The following is a 20,254-nucleotide window of genomic DNA, read 5'->3' as shown; positions in this document are numbered from 1 at the left end:
CGACTAAGTAGGTGAACTTTTTATTTTACATACACTCCTTTGCTGAGCGGATCAGCAGAATTAGGGGCAGGAAGCTAAATGTTACCAAGATTACACTCTCAAACCGACATTAACCCCACCGTACTGGTTTATCTGAAACAGCTTGAGGCTGAAGGGTTTACCGGGGATATCGAAACTCAATATTCGAGTCGCCTTGCCGTTGCAACGGACAACAGCGTTTACCAAAAATTGCCGCAAGCGGTAGTGCATCCAAAAACAACGGCAGATGTACAGCTTATAGGTAAACTTGCTAATCAAGAAAAATTCGCGGCTATTGCGTTTTCTCCGAGAGGCGGCGGTACAGGGACTAACGGACAGTCCTTGACGTCAGGCATTGTTGTCGATTTATCCCGACATATGAACCAGGTCCTTGAGATTAATGAACAAGAAGGGTGGGTAAGAGTTCAAACTGGTATTGTAAAGGATGCGCTAAATGATGCCGTGCGTCCTTATGGTTTCTTCTTTTCCCCAGATCTTTCTACCAGTAATCGCGCGACGCTGGGTGGAATGGTCAATACCGATGCGTCCGGTCAGGGCTCATTAAAGTACGGTAAGACATCGGATCACGTGCTATCTCTGCAAGCGGTGTTTGCTGACGGTTCACTTTTGGAAAGTGACGGTTCATTGAATCAGCTAGAGCCAGACAGTTTCGCTGCCAATGCATTACAGATTGCTGAACAGGTATGTAAGCAAAACCGAGTACTGATTGACGAAAAGTTTCCACCATTAAATCGCTTCTTAACCGGCTATGATCTAAAAAACGCTTATGACCCAAAGACAGATAGTTTCAATGCTACGCGAATTCTCTGTGGTGCAGAAGGTTCACTGGCCTTTATCACTGAAGCTAAGCTGAATCTTACGCCGATCCCTAAAGCTCGTACTCTCATCAACGTCAAGTACAACAGTTTTGATGCTGCATTGAGAAATGCTCCCTTCATGGTTGAAGCAAATGCATTATCTGTGGAAACCGTTGATTCACGCGTATTGAATCTGGCCAAGCAGGATATTGTTTGGCATACAGTGAGCGACCTTATTAGTGATGTGCCAGGCAAAGAAATGCAAGGTATCAATATGGTTGAGTACGCGGGGCAAGATGAAGAAGAAGTGACTCAAGCGGTAGCGGCTTTAACTAAGAGTCTAGATGAGAAACTGAAGACAGAGCAGGACGGTATCATTGGTTACCAAGTGACCAGCGACGTTGCTAGTCTTGGACGCATTTACAATATGCGTAAGAAAGCGGTTGGCCTCTTGGGTGCCGTGAAAGGCAGCGCGAAACCTATTGCGTTTGCAGAGGATACTTGTGTGCCACCGGAGAACTTGGCTGACTTTATTGCCGAGTTTCGCGATTTACTCGATGGGCACGGGTTGAATTATGGCATGTTTGGTCATGTGGATGCAGGTGTGCTTCATGTAAGGCCTGCGCTTGATATGTGTGACCCTGACCAAGAGTCGTTGATGCATCAAATCTCAGATGAAGTCGTCAAGCTTGTCGCCAAGTACGGCGGCCTTATGTGGGGGGAGCACGGTAAAGGTTTCCGTTCTGAATATGGCCCTGATTTCTTCGGTGAGCAACTGTTTAATGAACTCAGACGCATTAAAGCCGCGTGTGACCCGTTGAACAAAATGAATCCCGGTAAGATATGTACTCCGTTAGAGAGTACGGATGAGCTCGTTAAAGTCTCGGATACCAAGCGAGGAACATACGACAGACAGATCCCGATTGAAGTTCGTGATAGTTTTGCCCAAGCAATGGAATGTAACGGTAATGGTCTGTGCTTTAACTATAACACCGCTTCACCTATGTGCCCTTCGATGAAAGTAACCGCAGACCGACGTCATTCACCAAAGGGTAGGGCTGGCTTAGTGCGCGAGTGGTTAAGACAGCTATCGGAACAGGGCTTCGATGTTCTTGAGTTAGAGACCAATATTAATCGCTCAAATAGTGCGAAAGGGTTAATTGAGAAGTGGCGGAACACGTTTAATAAACGTCATGAATATGATTTTTCCCACGAAGTATATGACGCCATGAATGGCTGCCTCGCTTGCAAAGCGTGTGCTAGCCAATGTCCAATAAAGGTTGATGTACCAAGCTTCAGAGCTCGATTCCTAAACCTTTATTACTCGAGATATCAAAGACCTGCTAAAGATTATCTAGTGGCAAATATCGAGACACTATTGCCATATATGGCCAAATTCCCCAAGGTGGTCAATTTTGGATTGAACCAGAGAGTTGTTCAGACGCTCACCGAGAAAACAGTTGGCTACATTGACGCGCCGCTTCTTTCTGTTCCTACTCTCAAACAACGTTTGAAGTCGCAACCTGTTGCTCAGTTTAGCCTGGAGCAGTTACAGGCCATTCCTGCGGGTCAACGCAGTGACTATGTATGCATCGTCCAAGATCCTTTTACTAGTTTCTACGATGCTGAAGTGGTCGAAGATTTTGCCAAACTAATACTCAAAATGGGTAAGAAACCGGTGTTGTTACCTTTTAAGCCCAATGGCAAAGCAGCTCACATTAAAGGGTTTTTAAGTCAGTTTGCAAAAGGGGCAAAATCAACGGCGGATTTCTTAACACAGGTGTCTCAGTTGAATATTCCATTGGTTGGAGTCGATCCCGCCTTAGTGTTGTGCTACCGCGATGAATATGTAGAGATTCTTAAAGAGGAACGTGGGACATTTAATGTGTTAACCGCTCATGAGTGGCTCATGCCTCTGGTACAAGATAAAGACGCTCTTGAGATGGTGGATGAAGCAGATTGGTATTTGTTTGCACATTGTACAGAGAAAACCAAGATGCCTAATGCGGAAAAAGAGTGGGGCGCTATTTTCCATCATTTCGGCGGTCGACTAACAACAGTACCTGTAGGCTGTTGTGGTATGGCAGGAACGTTTGGGCATGAATCAGACAAGTTGCAAATGTCGAAAGATATTTATGGCTTAAGTTGGCAGCCAAATCTAGACAAGTTGCCAAAAGAGCGCTGCCTAGTCACAGGTTACTCGTGTCGAAGTCAGGTAAAAAGGTTTGAAGATGTGAAGGTCAAGCATCCTGTACAGGCTCTGCTACAACTACTGAACTAACTTTATGAAGCGCCCCAGATTGGGGCGCTTCTATTATTGATAAAGGAATAATCAATGAAAGCGCTTGAACTAAAAATCCCCCCAGTACTGCTGTTTATCCTGTTTGCCGTTTCGATGTATGCACTAGCTGCTATTGATAACGGTTGGCTATATATGCATATTCCACTTAAGTCGATTTGGGTTGCAGCACTGTTTGTTTTTAGTGGTTACATGGGTATTTCAGGCGTGCTTGAGTTCAAGAAGGCTAAAACAACGGTTGACCCGACTAAGCCGACTAAAGCAAGCAGTGTGGTTGACACTGGTATTTTTTCGAAAACTCGAAACCCGATGTATGTTGCTTTATTTACGTTGTTATTGTCTTGGGGCTTCTGGTTAGAAGATGGGTTGAGCCTGTTCTTGTCGATGTTTTTTATACCGTATATGAACCGTTTTCAGATTAAACCCGAGGAGCGGGCGTTGGAAAAAATATTTGGTGATGATTATCTTTCGTATAAAGCGAAAGTAAGGCGTTGGATATAGAGTTGCAAATGATATTTATTTGCAATTGATTCTAGTTTGCATTTAAATGGTTGTCGGTATTGTGGACTGGAACTATTTAGCGATGAATATTGAGGCGTGTTGGAATCGTTTTTTAAAAGCAGAACAATTAGTAGAACAAGGTCATTGGCCAGAGGCTTACCATCTTTTTGATGAAGTTTTGCACCACCTTCCTCAACATATTTATGCTGCTCTTGATGATACAAGTATAAAGCCTTGCCAGTTTGCCTGCATGTTGACCGGTTTTTATGACGCGGCGGTATCACAGTCTGCTATTTTTAATCAATTAGGTAAGCAACACCAAGCGTTTGGTGTACTAAACAATGCTCATGCTACCTTTCAATTCCTTTCAATTGAACAAACTTCCCTGATACATAGTGTCAGAGAAGTATTGGACAAACAAAGCAATGCACTGCTCGACAAAATCGCTAAGTTTTGTTGCTGCCAAAGAAACGCCACTTGGATGCTAGAACTCGAGCATGTGCAGAAAGCACATTACTATTTCGATAGCTTAAAGCAATACCGAGATATTCAATCGGCTTCTATAACGCTTAACTAGTGAAAAATGCGTGCATAACAAACCAAAAAGCCTCGACATAAGTCGAGGCTTTGAATGTTCATTTTTACTTTTGATTAGGCCGCGTTGTTAAACTGCTCGAGAAAATAGGTCTTTCTTTCGTTGAAACGTGATACTAGGTCATCAACGGCATCGTTGTCATAAGGTTTAAGACCACTTGCAACCATTCGCTTAATGCCTTTGCCCACAACAATCCCATCTTCTTTAAACGCAAAGTTCAACGTAACCACACCGCGCTTACCCTCTACATCAAAAGTCGCGCCAGTAAACTCGACTTCAGGGTGGGTGAGGTTCAGGTGTTCAAATTCCACTTCCATGCTCTCGTAAATAACTAGAGGGCGCTGGCAGTTAATCATCATCTGTTGCTCTTGCATGAGCGGAACCATGATGTGAGGGAAATTCATACCAGAGAACTGAACGTAGTTAGTGACTACGTGTTCGATAAACTCTTGGTTGTGGCTTGTCTCACCATCGTGAGTCATCTGAAGGTATTCTTTGCCAGTTTGATCGACAACAGTACTTTCTGTTTCGCCCTTTTCTACAACGTTTAGAGCTACGCCATCGCTGACCATTCCTGAGAAATCAAAGCGCATTTTCTGACTGATTCCTTCTTTTTGCAGTAATACTGCAAACAGTAGATCGCCAGGAACACAGAAACGCTTGTTGTCTTCGTCATGGATAGGGTTAAAGTCGCCCGCTACTTTTTTCGCAAAGTGGCTTGCTTGTTGGCGTGTGAACTCGAATTGTTCGTTGTTAGTAGAAACGTAAGGAGCTAGAAACATAATACTCTTAGATTAAACTCAATTGTCACGAATTATATATGAGTAATCGGCTTTAATGGTCCATCCAGTATGTGATATGACACGAATTTTGCTTTTCTTTCTGAAACTCAGCTAGTGTGTGAGTAATAATTCTCTGATAACTGGTCCGGCAGTGTGAAAAAAACGTCAACTTTTTGCTTGTTTGATGCTGAGTAATATCTAAGCCCTCGTAAGGATGTGCACGATGAGTGGCACAGTAACAGATAGCTAAGGCATACCAATCCAATATAGGCTCTATGTTACCGACAGCGTCTATTTGCTGTGGTGGAGAGTATGACGGTGAATAGTGGCGAAAAGGCAGTGTTTTCAATGAACTGCCAATTTTAATAGCCATTGAAAGATCAATTAGCGTAGCGTGTCCATCAGGTTCAATGACGATATTACTGGGCTTGATATCACCGTGTACGTAACCAGCACGATGTAAAGCTAGGATTTGCTGTTCAATATCATGATGCCAACTTACAGGTGGTGTATTGCTTCGCGCGAGTTGACTCAATGTTTCACCTTCTATCCAAGTATTTAGGAGTAAATGAGTCTCATCTAAAGAGGTCAGAGATTGCCGCGATGACACATTTTGTGGGGAAATGAGCGCAGTTAGTTCGGCTTCAAGTAGTAGCTGTTTTTTAGCAGTTATTCCTCGACCTAAACGGCCTTTCAAATGACCTAACTTTGCTGAGTGGCACTCAAAAACATGGTCTGAATGCCATTCAATATCTTCAGGTTGAACTTCAAGGACTGACGCTATGAGTGATAGCCCTTGTTGATCATGTCTAAACTCAATTCGAAACATCGTTAGATATTTTCAGGTAACTTAAATTGAGTAAAAAAATCGGGTGTAAATGGGTTTACTTGACCTTGCGTCTTCACCGAAAGACGAATTTGCTCGCCTTTGTTGCCGATGGAAATCTCCGCGCCTTGATTATCCGCCTTAACCAATTGTGAGTTGATAAGCTTAAACCAATTCCAATTACCACTGAAATTGGATTGGGACAACGATGTTACGCTGTCTTTAAGTTCAATATTAAGGTTATCCTCTGCCTGTTGCTCTCCATCCCAACTTATGGACTTCCACAGGGTTGGCCCATGTCGGTAGGTGAACAGTGGTTGATCGCTATAAATCATAAATTCTGTTGCTTTTGGACTCATTGTTAAGGCTTTCATTTGGAACTTAACCGAAACATTATCTGGTGATGCCAGAAATAGTGCGCTGCGTATTTGATTAGCAACATCAACCATATCCCAGACTTCCGGTGTGATCTCTAACCCAGAACGCGGAAGCAGACCTGGAAGGTAAGGGCTTCCTTCTGTGCCTTGTAAGAATGAGTTTAAGTATTTTTTATTGAAAGCCTCAAAAGCGCCACTTGAAGAAAAGAAAGCTTTTACGTCAGCAACACTTGCGTCAGTTTCTGCATTTTTGCTGAATGGGTAGTAACTGGCTAAGCTCGACTGGAATGTGGTTAGTACTGAGTTTTTCCACTGCAGGTTCAAATGCTGGTGTGCCAGCGATAACACAGCATCATTGCTAAGTTGAGTAATCGCATCAGACAAACTCTTTGTCATAGTAGGTTGAGTTGAGGCGGTGAGTTGTATAGCGGCGATCGGGTTGGAGCTTTGTAATGGCTTTGCTAACGTGTCATAGGCGAGTTTGCGAGCATCCTCAGCTTGATAAAAAGTATCAAGATAAGCTTTCGCAGCTTTGACTGCAGCTAGCCATTGATCTACTGGTTTTGGTGCATCGTTTACCGAACTGACATAGCTATGAAAGTCGGAAAAACTGACATTAATCAGTCTCATTGCCTCCATTTGGTCTTGGTCAATCGGTGTCTGTTCTTTTTCGGTCGCTTTCTCGTCTTTCGCTGGTTCTACTGGCTCTATGTTTATCGTCGTATATTTACTGATCGTATTATAATAATTTTGGATCGGGTTATCTCCCGCGTTGGTCAATAATGTCAGAAGGCGACTGAGTTCAGTATCATCTTTAACCGGATTGACGACGATGTTATTGGTGAAGTCTTTCCAATAGTTGATGTAATCATTTTTATAGAGTTGGCGTAGGTCTCTACTAATCCGATACATTTCCAATGCGCTCGGTGCTTCGCCAGCAACACCCGCGTAGGCTGATAAAGCTTCCTTGATAATAGGGGAATCTACGGAAAGATCTAACTCGGTAAATCCACTCGGGGTAAAGATATGGGGAACAAGATAGCCTACAAAGCCAGAAGAGAATGAGTAGACTTGAGAGTAGTTGCTACCAAGCTCTGAGCGAATATCTATTCGATTGGCGTATTTAGTTTGGCTCTTAATATGTTGATAAAGCAGCGTTTCAATACCTGTTTGATTAATGACTTTACGAGCCAGTTGCTCTAAATCAGTATTAGATTCTTCAGGTATCAAATGATTGGCGAAGGCATCATCAAGTAAACTGGTCAATTGATTGAGAGTACTCGTTGTACCTACTCCTTGATCCTCCAGAGATTGAACAAAATAGGCTCTTAGTTCCTCTGTATTGTTCTTGTTAGGAGTAAATAGCAGACGATAACTATTGAGTAATGAAAGTGTTGTCGCTTGCTCTTCAAGATTAACGTATACGAACAAGTCATTGGCCAAAGACTTTTCTAAAGACGGCATCAACACGGCTTGTAACTCAGTGATATAGGCTAGTTCAACCTCTGGCTTAATAGTGTAAGAAGGCATGAACGGTAACACGTACCAAGGTTCTGGCTTATTATAAAGTTCGTAGATCTTACGGAGTGAATAAAGGTTAGGAATATTGTCTGCAAGATTTTCCACGTCATAAGGTGACGCGGTTATTGCTTCTTTGTAGCGTTCCAGAAGAGCATCAGCGCGAGCTTCCCGCTGGCTTTGGAAGTCGAAATCCAATTTGATGATTGCAAGTATTGCAATTAATAATAAGGCGCACAGAAGCGTATAAGTGGTTTGCATGGTCAGCAACCAGTTTTCTTTCTTCTTATTTACTCCCACAAGCATATGTTCAGGGATTAAAGCATGAGTCATAAGATGCTGGGCAAAAAGTACTTGCTTAACTGGCTGACTAGATTTTGGATGATAGAACTCGTGACCTAAGTCGTTGCTGATTGTTGCGGCAAGTGCATCGACGTTCTTACTGTCACTTCCTTCATGAGTGAAGAAAAAGCCACGGAACATCAAGCCATCACCCAGTTGATTGACGCCAAATATACGGTTTAATTGTAGCCACAAGTTTTGTTTTAACAGTCCAAATTGAAGTGGAGCCGCAGCGATAGACTTGCGGTAGTCTAGGTTGAGCTGCCCTGAGAGGGCACTTGTCATATTGGCAATCAGTTGACCTATCAAGGCGTCATAAGCGTGATCATACCAGTCTGCGTCAATACCACCGTGTTCTCTAAATGGCATCATAGAGCCAAATGCGTCTTCACGCCTTGCGTCTTCAAAACCAGAGAAGTATTGGCAGAAGTCACTGATGCTGCTGCTGTGAGTGATAATGCTGTACACCGGAATAGACAAACCAAAGGTTCGATTCAATCGCGTTAAATCGGCTTTTATCTGATCCGCTCTCATCTTTATGGCTTCTTTTTGCCCTAGTAATGCGTCAGCATTGGTTGCTAGCAGTAACCCGTTAAGGGCCTGTCTAGGACGCCATTTTTTCAAGCAGTTGTAGAGTGTCTTGAGGTATTCCGGGTGTTGGTCTTCTCCTTGGCTAACCGATATAACCAAAGAGTGTTCGCTGAGCCAGAAAAGAATAGGGAACTCGATATCATTGCCAAACTCGTCTACTTGGTAAGCTTCATAGCCCATTTGAGTAATGACATTGAAATCGTTTTGCGGTTTGTCACTGAACCAAAGATAGACGGGCAAATCATAACGACTCTGTAGTCTCTTGTTTGTCTTCTGAACTTTAAGAACGTTTTGAAAATGCTTTTGTAGCAACTGACATCGTCTAGCAATAAGCTCTTTCTTTTTATTCTCATCAGGGTCGTTAAGTTTATTGTTCTTTCGGCTCAACCAATAGATGAAGAAACCGAGGATGCCAGATAGAATGATGCAAAAAGCAATCGCTATGACGAGGTAGGCCTTAAGTGCTGGCGTAAACCACACAGTTACCAACAGTAATATACAAAGCAAAAATCCGGAGGAAATACCGCTGATTAATGGCTTTGCTGTTGTCTTCTGTTTTTTTCCATCTGCCATGTCTATTTTCTTCCCTGAAAACTGTCTTTAGATCGTTATTGTTGTTTGTTTGTCTTGATCACAATTGAATCGATATTTTGGTTATCTTTGAGCCATTTCTGGGTTTCAATCGCTTGTGAACGATCATCAACATCGACTACTACTCTAAAATACTGTTTGTAACTATCGACTCGGGGCTCGTACTTGCTAGCGCTCAAACGCTCGATAAACAGCTGTGCATTTTGTTCATTCGAGAAGGTAGCGAGCTGAACTAACCAGAGTTTAGAGTCACTATTAATTGGAGAGGCGGCAACACGTGGACTCTGTTGAGCTTCTACTCGGCTTCCTCTAATAGGAGGGGACGAAAGGTCGCTATCGCTCGAAATAAACACAATATCGTTAACTTGTCCGGACAGAATATATCGCTGGCTGAAATCTGGCAGATAAGTAAAATCTCGAGATCGTTGTGGTAGAGTTTTACTGTACCAGAAGTAGGTGAGGGCTAGCGTTGAGCCGATAAGTGTAGCGAACAGTAAGCTGATAACGGCATAGCGCTTTTTGCGGCTAGGACGACGAACTTTAGGGTGAGTCACGCGAGTTTGGCAATGAATGCGAGTTGATTGGCGGTATTGACTTAATATTTGTTCTAGCTGGTGGATAAAGCGTTTAAGCTGCTCAGAACCTTGTGAGTGATATTGCCCTTTGAATCCAATACTCAAGAAAAGATAGATGATCTCGATAAGGTCGATCATTTTATTGGGTTGTCTCGCAGCCTTATCTGCTACGGAAAAGAACAGCTCCCCACCATTTCTCATTCCAAACAGCTCACTGAGAAGTGTTTTGTTTTCCCAACCGCGTTTTTCCCCCCAGTCGGTGTAGACGATAAATTCGTCAAGAACTACGGCAAATAAGAAGCACAACTTATCAATGACAGCTACGGGATAATTGAGGTGACTCCCCTTATCCTTGAGGTCACTAATCCTCGCTACCAATTGTTCTCTTAACTCGGCGATATCGTCTGGTTCGGGAATACTGTCGATTTTTAATGTCACCGCCAAGAGCTCAGCACTGATATTGATAAGCTGATTTTCTGATTTGTCGAAGTGCTTAAGAAACTCCATTTGTGTAGCATCTGGTGTTCGAAATACCGCAGGCTTATCAGAATTAACTTCTGATATTTTCTTTTTGGGGTCTTGTTCCCAAATGACGGTCTCTTCATCCAAATAGTCGAGCATGGATTACCTCAGCGCATATAAGTGTACTTCAAGATCAGGCACACGAGTATCAACGTGAAGTGCCAAGGCATCCCTCATAGTTAGCATCTCTTGCCACATAGGGTCTGAAGTATTGAGTTCAAAATAGGTAGTACCTTGAACCGGTTTAAGTTCGCTTGGTGCAACAGGAAGAGCTGTGAGGCTGATACCCGAGAGAGAGTTGCGAACCAATTCAACAATACGGGTATTACTGCTTAATTTCGCCGCAGCTATGAAGGTGTCACTGAGTTCACCTGCTGACAATGAAGAGGTCACACTGAGTACAAAGCGTCTTGATTGGACAGATAATGGGTCTTTAATAATGGTTCGGAGTAGTCGGCGTTTCTCAAATAGTGCAGTATCCCAAGTAAACTCTATTACTGAGTCTTGTTGAACAAGCGTCAAGAGGTTACGTAAATCGGCAAAAAGTGGACTGAAGTTACTGTACAACTTATCGACTTTTAGCGCGCTCGCTTCTGGAGCGAGTTCAGGGCTCAATGCCATTAACTCAGCTCTAAAACGATTGAGGTGCACGTACAAGTCATAAGTGCTATATCGCTCATTTTGTGATGTCAAATCAAACCAAGGCATCCAACTATTCAAAGTCTGTAGCCATAGGTAGTCAAGCATTAACGACTGGTCACTTTTTTGACTTTGACCTGCTTGAATGCGCTTAAACAAGTTCTGCGTCCGACTGACCAATAAGGCGTGAGTTTCTTTAACTTTATCCGTCAAATAACGTGAAGCTCCGTAGTGAAGGCACGCTGCGATAAATGCTCGGTCTAAAATGACCTCGCCAGCCTCAGTACATTCAAGTATACGAGCAACAGGAATCAATGAGTGACCTGAGTGATCATCGTGGTCAGAGAGAAGTTGAACGTTTAATCTTGCGACATCTACTTCAAGGCTGGTGTTTTCATGAGTCGCTGAGTCAAATACATTGATGGACTTGGTGACATAACGGCTTGTCCCACTCTCATCCTCACAATAATCGTTATTGCCCTGCAGAGCTAAAGGTAGAGCAAGATATATAGTGTTATCGACAGTACCAACAGGGATATTTATGGCGACTTCTTTGACGGTGTTAAACTGAGTGCCGTCGGGGAAAATCCCAGAGCATTGGGTGATGGCTAACTTTCCAATCTTTAACAGGTCTGTGTTAATAGAGAGCTCCGTCAAACCAAAAAATGGGGCAAAATGAGAGAGTGTGTCGACGTTTTGTCTGACATAGTTTTGGACAAATCTATCCTGCTGTTGAAAATGTTGAGGGGCAATAAACATGCCTTCTTTCCATACTACTTTCTTATGCGCGTCCACGAAAAATCCTTTTTATCGTTCTATCAGAATATCTGCCACCAACTAGACTCAGGAGCGACGATGTCAAGCTCTACATTAAGTCCAGATAGTCTAAGCGCGATGCTACTTTCACCATCAGTGGGTACAGCAGTTACTGCTTTTCCATTGCTTTCACGGTAGTTGGCATACTCCACTAATGCGGCGATGTACTGGGTATTTTTGTTGATATCTAGTGAGATAGTTTGGTTACTGTCAGGCATCACTGACGGTAAAACTTGTTTGACCACCAGACTACTTCCTAGCGCTTGGAGGTCGGAGTTATACAGAGTAATAAAACTGCTTTGCTCGAAGCTCTCTTTACTTGCGAGTTGATATAATCTGACCACGACAGGGTTGGCCGAGTCAGATTGATATTTGTTAATGGTATCGTCCGCATTAACAGTCATGCTATAGGCCGTGGTCACTGGGACAGGGTCGGAAGAACATGCTGTAATGCTGAGTACAAACAAAGCGGTCGATAGCATTGAAAACCGCATTAGTCTTCTCCTCCACGCTGCATATTTTCGATAAACAGCGCCTTAAATTGGCGGCGAAAATCGCCATTTTTCTGTCTGCGCTCAAAGGTCTTTCTATAAATGCGCCAGTAACGCTTTTCTTTGTTAACAAACAGGCTGTTGCCTACATATTCATTAAACTGAGACTCCAGTTGTTCAGGGCAGAACTCATCTAAAAATTGTTCTATGGTCTGTTCCAAGGCAGTAAAAAGTTGGTCGTGTTGAAATGATGGGTTTTGCAACAGGCTTTGGTTTTCTTTTGATAGCGCAATGAGCTGCTGTAACGAGGAGGTGATGTCATCGTTTTCTCTATTCATAGGAACGAATTCAATGGTCGAAGATGGCGCTGATTCTTCGCTAAAGTTGACGTGTTGGACGTTGTTTATTGGCTCTTCAAATCGAGAAATCTCTTCCTGTTCAAAACCGTCAAAAGGATCCGATGAAAATGGGTCATCGGCCAGTACGTTCTGGGTAGAAAAATCGTTGGTCATAGGGTCGACTTGTATTGAACTGAGTGTGCTGGTTTCAAGAAAATCAACATCATCGCTGGCGTCGATGTTGAAACTAAGGGTATCAACATCGACTTCCTTATTGACCACAGCCGCTTTCGAAGCCGTCAATGTGCTGACGAGAAGACTGTAATCTGCTATTGCAATGATATCGCCATCGCTAATAGGTAGCTGAAGTCCACCTTGTACCGATTTATCATTGAGATTAATGCCATTGCGACTTAGGTCTTGAATAAAGTAACCGTCACTGGTGAGAGTGATGGCAGCATGTTTACGCGATATTCGACTGGAGTGATCTGGCAGAACTACATCACAATCTGGGCTGCGGCCAATCACACCACCTTCCTCTGGAAGGTGGACAATTCGGGACGCGACGGCTTCCTGCTCCGGAATTGACACTAAATGAATACTAATGGCCATGGTTACCCCTTACACTTTTCCACTGCGCGATTAAAGCTTGTTAAGAACCCAGAGTATTCGTTGAGGAATCGATTTGAAAAGTAGACCCCCATCTTTTTTGTTTCCATATGCTGTGAGCGAAAGTAGTCTTTGGACAATCCAGCTACGTCTAACTCATTTTCAAAAACCAGTTGGTCTTCGAGTGCAATGTCGATTTCACGTTGTTTTAACAGCTTTAATAAAACTTTAGCATCTCTTGGCTGCTTCACTACGTTAAATCCCTGTCTTTTAAGCCAAAACCATTTGTTTGACCCAAATTTTGCAGAAAATTTGAGGTTGAGTTTATTTAATTCGGTGATCTTGGGATCGACACCAGCCCCGAAGTACCAGTTAATCTTCTGTTCGGCGATTGGGGTTGAAACTGCTGCATACTCATTTCGCTCCAGAGTTTCGGTCGCGACAAAAAAACCATGCTGATTGCCATTTTGGACTCGCATTTGGGCATCAGACCAACTGGTCATAGTAAATTGGTATGGTTGACCCATTGAACCAAGTGCGCACTTCACTGTAGTAATCGCAACACCTTTCATCTCGGCGTGTTCATAATATTGATAGGGAGGCCAGTCTTGGGTTGTTAACATCAACCTAGATGGACCTATCGTATTAGCCGTAGCACCATATGCAACTATGGTGCTAGCGAGCAACAAAGTACATCGCCTTGAAAATGATAGATAACTTGTCATGTTATGGGGTTTCAAGAACATCCTTATTCCTTACTAACTCTGAAATTTTCAACATAGAAACGGGAGGGAAATACCCAATTAGATTTGCGGTATCGGCATTAACGATATAGGAAAACTGTTGGAGCGTTTCAATGGGTATATCTCCAGCAAAAGTGTCTTCGGTGAGTATTTGCTGCGCTTTAAAGGCCGCAAATTGACCAGCATAATAATAGCGGCTAACAACACCAACAAGCGCACCGCTATTGCGTATTGGTGATTCTGTGGCTGAGAAAGTAGGTAGCCCCGCACTGTGAACAATATCAGTAATTACTTTAGCATTCGATATCAGTAGCGAGTCTGCCGGTAGGTACACTAAATCCACGTCGTCGTTCTTCATTTCGACGACCAAAGATTGAATATTGGCCTTTTCTATTCCGTTAGTCGTTTTCTGGACTGGGTAGCGTTTGACGTTAATACCGTTTTGTGTCGCGACGGCCAGTAAAGTGTTCGCGGCTATTTGCGAATTGTTTTCTAAAGGGTTAAACAAAATACCAACAGTACGGATGTCTCCCAGTTCTTTGATGACGTTAAGCTGCACTTCATAGGGGACAATATGGCTAACCCCAGTATAGTTTTGGGCTCTTTGTGAACTATCCACACTATCTACTATTTTTGAGCCAATAGGGTCGCTCACAATATTAAAAACAACCGGTATTTCACCGCTACTATTAAACTTTGTAGGGGCATTAGTGCTACCCAAAAGTGACAAGGTAATGGTGGTCCCAAAGGTATAAACAAGATCAGGTCTAAGACCTTCAAGGGAGTCGATGTGCTTTGCTAAAGTTTCTCGGTTCTTATCCGCATCTAAAATAGTGATTCGGACGCTATCATTCTTATTCATTTCATCAACAAACCCTTGCTCTGCTTGAGTCACTCCTCGCCAAAGCAGCATGACGACATGTTTGGAGTCCTGCAAGTTAGAGTTGGGACTATCTTCATTTGCCGAGACTATCGACGTCAGCAGCAAAGTTACGATTAAGACGATGGATTGAAGCGATTTAATCATGCGGAAGCTCCTTCAACGTCACTAAATATTTTGTCTTTCTTTTGCCAAAAGTAATACACCAATACAAGGCTTATAGTGCTGACGAATAGCAGTCCGCCTAGGATCATTACGGTGTTAATAAACCCATAAATGCCAAGCAATGCTCCAGTTAAAATAGGGCCTGTCACATTACCGATCCTCTCTGTAAGTCTAAAAATACCAATCGCTTTTCCCCGTTCACTGGTGGAGACTTTCATTAGACTCATCACTAAAGGGATCTGTGGTGAAATACCGATGCTGTGAGCGACACCAACAACGAGAACAACAACTAGCAATCCAAGGGTGCCATTAAAGTAATAGATGTTGAGCAAAGCAAATGAGGACAACAGTCCGCCAATCACTACGAAGACAAGTTTGTTCTTAAATCTGTCTATCCATATCGCGGTTAAGGGCGAGATAACCACAATGGCTAACCCATAGATCATCAAAATACGTCCGGACATGGCATTGCTCTCGCCAAGATGCTGCAGATAAACGGGGCATAAATAATAGAGAAAGCCGGTAAGAACTACTTTGGCTGGAATAGCGCTGCAAAAGCTTATAAGAGCAAAGTGTTTATTGCTCAATAGATCACTGAAGTCGGATAGCTTAATTGGTACTGAAGACTGGTTATTGTCGCCTTGTTCGAAGAAGCGCCAAACTAACAACACGCCAACGACGCTGATCCCCGAAGCTAAGAAGAAGGTGCCACTATATCCAATACGGTCAGCAAGCAAGCCTCCTATAGCTGCTCCGCACAAGGAGCCCGAGAAGAACGAAGACAAGAACGTCGCCATACCTTTGGTTCTATTTGAATTGTCGGTATAGTCACTGACAAAACCTTGCGCTGAAATAAACACTAATCCATAGCCTAATGCGGTAATCGTTCTGCTGAGAAGCATCGCAGATAATGTATTGCACAAACTGGTGGAAACCATGCCAACTGTGATAACTAAACCACCGATAATTAGCGCCTTACGTCGTCCCAATTTATCTGACCAGTATCCTGCAAAGGGTAGAGAAATCGCCCAGACCAACATGAATAACGAGATAGGAAAACTCGCTTGCATACTTAATGGTATCCAAGAGACATCCATCACTAAGGTCGAGACATAGTTGGGAAAGAAAGAGAGAGATGCCGCCTCGGCAAAGACAAACAAAAATAAAGGCAGGCGGACAAAACGATAGTTCTGATGTTCAATTATCGATGTTTGTGAGGTGTTTTCTGCTAGAGTTGTTCGGTTGATTTTTGCAAGCAGCGAGCTGATTTCATCGCGGCTTGTGACCTTAGCAGTCGTGTCTGTAAAGCCTTTACTGAGCCGAGCAACTAACTGTTTTAATTGGTGCCACGGTGACATGATCATATAGTTACATAGGAAAAGAATCACTTCAGTAACGACTAGCAAAGAGGCAACCAATATGGATAACATATCGAGCAAGTTCTCTTTGAGGAGAGTGGCAACGAGATTTTTGTCCGATGATATGGTTAAGGCGATGGTGTCGTGGTTATTGAGTGGAAATAAATGGGTGTTGAGTTGCAACTCATCGAATTGAGCACCAGCGTTCACTAATGTTTGTGATTCTTGGACGATAGAAATCGCGATAATGTCGTTGTGATTGATCAGATAGTTGGCTAGTTCACTATCAAGACCACGTAGATTAGCGACATCAAAGCCACTAGCGATGAGGTAATCTAGTAATTGAACGAGGGAGTAGGCAATAATGGAGGCTTTTTCGTTTAATTCTTGTTGATAGATATCCGCGAAGTAGTCCATCATTTGTAATGAAGTCATAAAGTTGGCAACAAAAGTGGTGGTGAATGCCAACACCAGAATCAACATCGTGGTGTGTCTTTGTCTGAATTTTTGCCAACGGGTTAAATGCTGTTGGTTGCCTTCCATAATTTGGCTTGCAAGCTCAAATTTACATCCTGCAATTTCTTGCGACGACAAGCATTGATCGACCTCGGAGGTTCGGCGCAACATGTGCTTTGTGATGCCGTGAATGAAAATTAAATTACACAGTGTCGCAATAACGATCCAAATTACAGCGTAGAAAGCACTTTTTGAAATGAGCCCACTGCGCAACGAGCCTAAATGTTCGAGGGAGTAAGTGAGTGAGATCTCGCCGTCCAACTGACCGAATGCATTGTAAATAGGTGTGCGTAGCTGTTTAGTTTGGCTCTCTGCGATAGAGACCTCAGCGTGGTTGGCAAAGTAGAGCCGCTCAGTTTGTCTATCGGTAACTTCAAGAGCGATTAGGCCAGAAACGCTGGCTAAATGACGTTCCAATAGAGACTGTACATTGCTGATGCCATGCAAAGGAACACCGAAGGCAATAGCATTGTTGATGTCGGACAAGGTTTCTTGCATGACCACCTTATATTTGGAGTCAGTCGTCTCAGTTAAACGCTTATCAAAATTTAGGTAGTTTAAGCTGGTGGTCAGGAAAATAGACAGTGACAAGACGACAAAAATAGCGAAAGAAAGCTTGAAGCTAAGCCCCGGTAACATACCGCGAGACTTGCTGTTTACGCTTTCATCCTGAATATCCGTTTTTTGTCGACTCATCACTATCGCCTTTTTGCTAGCTAATACTTAAAGAGAAACCATTTTTGTCATCACCGGAGACCTCCACATGATTTATGGCTTCTTGTCTGCTCAAGCGATTAATACACTCTTCAGCTAACTTGGGCATGAGCGAGCGATTAATGATCTGTTCTACCGCACGACCGCCAGTTGTTGGGTCGTTGTTTTTCTCCACAACGTAGTTAATGAACGACTCATCCCATCGGAATGATGCTTGGTATTGCTCAGCCAGTTTTTTCTTAATACGATTCAGTGATATTTCGGTTATCTTGCCTAACTCACTATCGTTAAGTGGGTAGTAAGGCACAATGGTCGTACGGCCTAAAAATGCAGGTTTAAAGTAACGTTGAAGGTCAGGTCGAATCATTTCTAACAGCGTGCTGTTATCAAGCTGGGACTCAGCTTCGTCACAAGCATCGCAAATAGCTTGGTCAGCCGCATTTGAAGTCATGATAATAATGGTATTTTTAAAATCGACACTGCGGCCTTCACTGTCCTTGATATGTCCCTTATCGAAGATTTGATAAAAGAGATCGTGGACACCAGGATGTGCTTTCTCCATCTCATCAAGTAACAGAACAGAGTAGGGGTTGCGTCTAATCGCTTCGGTTAATACACCGCCTTCACCAAAGCCCACGTAGCCCGCCGGACTACCGAGCAACATTGATATTTTATGTTCTTCTTTAAACTCCGTCATGTTAATGATGGTCATGTCGTTGCTACCACCATAGAGCTGTTCTGCAAGTGCCATAGCGGTTTCAGTCTTACCAACACCACTTGGGCCACACATCAAGAATACGCCGATAGGTTTACGGTTGTCCGTCAAGCCAGCTCTGGAAATACGAATTGCTTTAGCGAGCTCTTGTTTTGCCACATTCTGCCCAATCACTCGCTTATCAAGTTCGGTTTCCAGAGTAAGCAGCTTATTAATTTCATCACTCAACATGCTTCCAACGGGAATTCCGGTCCAGTTTGCAATCACTTCAGCGATCGTTCCTTCATCAACTAATGCGTGAACCAGAGGAGTCTCTCCTTGTAACTCTGCCAGTTCATCTCGCAGCTTGTTCAGTTCTTCAGTCATTTGCTCAGGGTTTTCGGTTTCTTCGCTCGCGTTGCTGATATCAGATTGTATTGCTTTAATTTTATCAACTAGCTCAACTTCTTGATTCCACTGGCTATTCAAGGCATCGAGTTTGTTTTGTTTTTGCTCTTTTTGCTGTGTGACTTCTGCAATATCGGCTTCATTGCCACCGAATAGCGCTTGCTCTTTAGCCAATGCCATCAATTCGTTTTCTTGATAACGAATCATTTGCTCTAAAGACTCGATAATTTCTGGCTTTGCGCCTTGGGTTAAGGCAATTCGAGCACTTGCAGTGTCGAGCAAGCTAATGGCTTTGTCTGGAAGTTGTCTTGATGGTAAATAGCGTATTGACAGATTAACGGCGGCTGCAATGGCTGATTCGGTAATGAAGGCACCATGATGTCCTTGAAGTGAGTCGGCAACCCCTCTTAGCATCTGCATTGCGTCTTCTGCGTTTGGTTCTTCAATGGTGACAACTTGGAATCTTCGGGTTAAAGCAGGATCTTTCTCAAAGTACTTTTTGTATTCCGCCCACGTTGTTGCTGCGATGGTTTTGAATTCTCCACGAGCCAAGGCCGGTTTCAACAGATTAGCAGCGTCATTTTGTCCGGCTGCACCGCCAGCACCAATTAACGTGTGTGCTTCATCGATAAAGACGATAATGGGCTCCTCGGAGCTTTTAACTTCGTTAATGACATCTTTTAGTCGGTTTTCAAATTCACCCTTAACGCTTGCTCCTGCTTGGAGGAGCCCAAGGTCGAGAGAGTGAATTTGAACACCTTGAATCGCCGCTGGCACCTCGCCAGTTGCAATTCGAAGCGCTAAGCCTTCAACCACTGCGGTTTTACCGACGCCAGGTTCTCCTACGAAAATAGGGTTGTTTTGTCTCTTACGGCACAAAATATCAATAGCTTTGCGCACTTCACTGTTGCGTCCAGAAATGGGGTCGATCTTGCCATCTTGAGCTTGTTGGGTCAGGTTGATAGTGTACTTTGAGAGCGCATCGCCACCGCTAGACGACTCAACACCTGTGCTGGTGCCAGGGGAGGTGGTAGAAGTCGACGCGCCACTTTTTCGAATAAGACCTTGTAAAGATTCCGTGGAAACATCTTTCAAACTCTCAAGTTTCAAAGTGGAAACACCCATTACGTTTTGTTGAAGCATGGACTGAATAAGGTGCAGACTGATTATTTCACCATGTCCGTAGTTTACCGAGGCAATCATCCAAGCATCTTTAATCAATTCAGTGAGCTCATGGCTTAGTGTTGGTTGTCCTTCACTTCCTTTGGGAAGACGCGTGATTTTATCTGTGAGTTCACTAACCAAAGCATCTTGAGCAATGTTTTGAGAACGACAGAGATTTTCTAGACCTTTGTCTTTCTGCGAGATGAGCTGCAAAATCCAATGTTCTACTTCGATAGCAGGCACCCCTTGGTTCATTGCTGCTCCAGCCGATACTTCTAGAGCCTGCTTTAACTCGGGTGAGAGTTTGCTAACTAAATTAGTGAGTGTTACTTGTGCCATGTATAAATTCCCTTTTTTGATGTCC

14 protein-coding genes are annotated in these 20,254 nt (G+C 43.4%); 3 read left to right on the top strand and 11 right to left on the bottom strand.

Translation table 11 applies throughout. The features are described 5' to 3' along the window. The first annotated feature begins 78 nt into the window (after window positions 1-78). From MMA19_RS08450 to MMA19_RS08440, 3 genes are all read left to right on the top strand, one after another. Window positions 79-3,117: an FAD-binding and (Fe-S)-binding domain-containing protein gene (locus MMA19_RS08450; protein WP_240205976.1), complete on the top strand. Its 3,039-nt coding sequence runs from the start codon at window positions 79-81 to the stop codon at window positions 3,115-3,117. A 54-nt stretch (window positions 3,118-3,171) separates the two neighbouring features. Continuing rightward, the gene (locus tag MMA19_RS08445) at window positions 3,172-3,636 is read left to right on the top strand and encodes an isoprenylcysteine carboxylmethyltransferase family protein (protein ID WP_240205975.1); all 465 of its coding nucleotides are present in this window, start codon (window positions 3,172-3,174) and stop codon (window positions 3,634-3,636) included. A gap of 82 nt (window positions 3,637-3,718) precedes the next feature. After that, entirely contained in the window at window positions 3,719-4,213 is a 495-nt protein-coding gene (locus MMA19_RS08440; RefSeq protein ID WP_031494171.1) for a hypothetical protein, read from the top strand. 74 nt (window positions 4,214-4,287) lie between these two features. Here MMA19_RS08440 and MMA19_RS08435 read toward each other — a convergent pair whose 3' ends face one another. Genes MMA19_RS08435 through tssH form a run of 11 tightly spaced genes read right to left on the bottom strand, consistent with a single transcriptional unit; the run spans window position 4,288 to window position 20,229 of the window. Next, window positions 4,288-5,013 (bottom strand): DUF3581 domain-containing protein, encoded by a 726-nt coding sequence (locus MMA19_RS08435; RefSeq protein ID WP_006070773.1) that lies wholly within the window; start codon window positions 5,011-5,013, stop codon window positions 4,288-4,290. 52 nt (window positions 5,014-5,065) lie between these two features. Further along, window positions 5,066-5,842 carry an RIO1 family regulatory kinase/ATPase gene (locus tag MMA19_RS08430; RefSeq protein ID WP_006070772.1) on the bottom strand — a complete coding sequence of 259 codons (777 nt, stop codon included), beginning with the start codon at window positions 5,840-5,842 and terminating at the stop codon, window positions 5,066-5,068. A gap of 2 nt (window positions 5,843-5,844) precedes the next feature. After that, a complete protein-coding gene (gene tssM / locus MMA19_RS08425) occupies window positions 5,845-9,240 on the bottom strand; it encodes a type VI secretion system membrane subunit TssM (RefSeq protein ID WP_240205974.1) in 3,396 nt (1,131 codons plus the stop codon). A 35-nt stretch (window positions 9,241-9,275) separates the two neighbouring features. Further along, on the bottom strand, window positions 9,276-10,454 hold the full coding sequence (gene icmH / locus MMA19_RS08420; protein ID WP_240205973.1) for a type IVB secretion system protein IcmH/DotU: 1,179 nt from the start codon (window positions 10,452-10,454) through the stop codon (window positions 9,276-9,278). Between the two features lie 3 nt (window positions 10,455-10,457). Beyond that, window positions 10,458-11,789 (bottom strand): type VI secretion system baseplate subunit TssK, encoded by a 1,332-nt coding sequence (tssK, locus tag MMA19_RS08415; RefSeq protein ID WP_124939804.1) that lies wholly within the window; start codon window positions 11,787-11,789, stop codon window positions 10,458-10,460. 23 nt (window positions 11,790-11,812) lie between these two features. Next, window positions 11,813-12,304 carry a type VI secretion system lipoprotein TssJ gene (gene tssJ, locus MMA19_RS08410; RefSeq protein WP_006070768.1) on the bottom strand — a complete coding sequence of 164 codons (492 nt, stop codon included), beginning with the start codon at window positions 12,302-12,304 and terminating at the stop codon, window positions 11,813-11,815. Further along, window positions 12,304-13,251 (bottom strand): FHA domain-containing protein, encoded by a 948-nt coding sequence (locus MMA19_RS08405; RefSeq protein WP_006070767.1) that lies wholly within the window; start codon window positions 13,249-13,251, stop codon window positions 12,304-12,306. Before MMA19_RS08405 ends, tssJ begins: the two co-directional genes overlap by 1 nt. Before the next feature lie 2 nt (window positions 13,252-13,253). After that, a complete protein-coding gene (locus MMA19_RS08400; protein WP_038222180.1) occupies window positions 13,254-13,973 on the bottom strand; it encodes a transporter substrate-binding domain-containing protein in 720 nt (239 codons plus the stop codon). Between the two features lies 1 nt (window position 13,974). After that, entirely contained in the window at window positions 13,975-15,018 is a 1,044-nt protein-coding gene (locus tag MMA19_RS08395) for an ABC transporter substrate-binding protein (RefSeq protein WP_006070765.1), read from the bottom strand. Then, entirely contained in the window at window positions 15,015-17,606 is a 2,592-nt protein-coding gene (locus MMA19_RS08390; protein ID WP_240205972.1) for an MFS transporter, read from the bottom strand. Before MMA19_RS08390 ends, MMA19_RS08395 begins: the two co-directional genes overlap by 4 nt. 16 nt (window positions 17,607-17,622) lie before the next feature. Continuing rightward, the gene (gene tssH / locus MMA19_RS08385; protein ID WP_240205971.1) at window positions 17,623-20,229 is read right to left on the bottom strand and encodes a type VI secretion system ATPase TssH; all 2,607 of its coding nucleotides are present in this window, start codon (window positions 20,227-20,229) and stop codon (window positions 17,623-17,625) included. Between the last annotated feature and the right edge of the window lie 25 nt (window positions 20,230-20,254).

The sequence above is a fragment of the Vibrio sp. CyArs1 genome, assembly GCF_022432925.1.
In the GTDB taxonomy this organism is placed as follows: domain Bacteria; phylum Pseudomonadota; class Gammaproteobacteria; order Enterobacterales; family Vibrionaceae; genus Vibrio; species Vibrio mediterranei.
The sequence above is the reverse complement of the archived record's forward strand: the minus strand, read 5'-3'. Positions and strand labels throughout refer to the sequence as shown.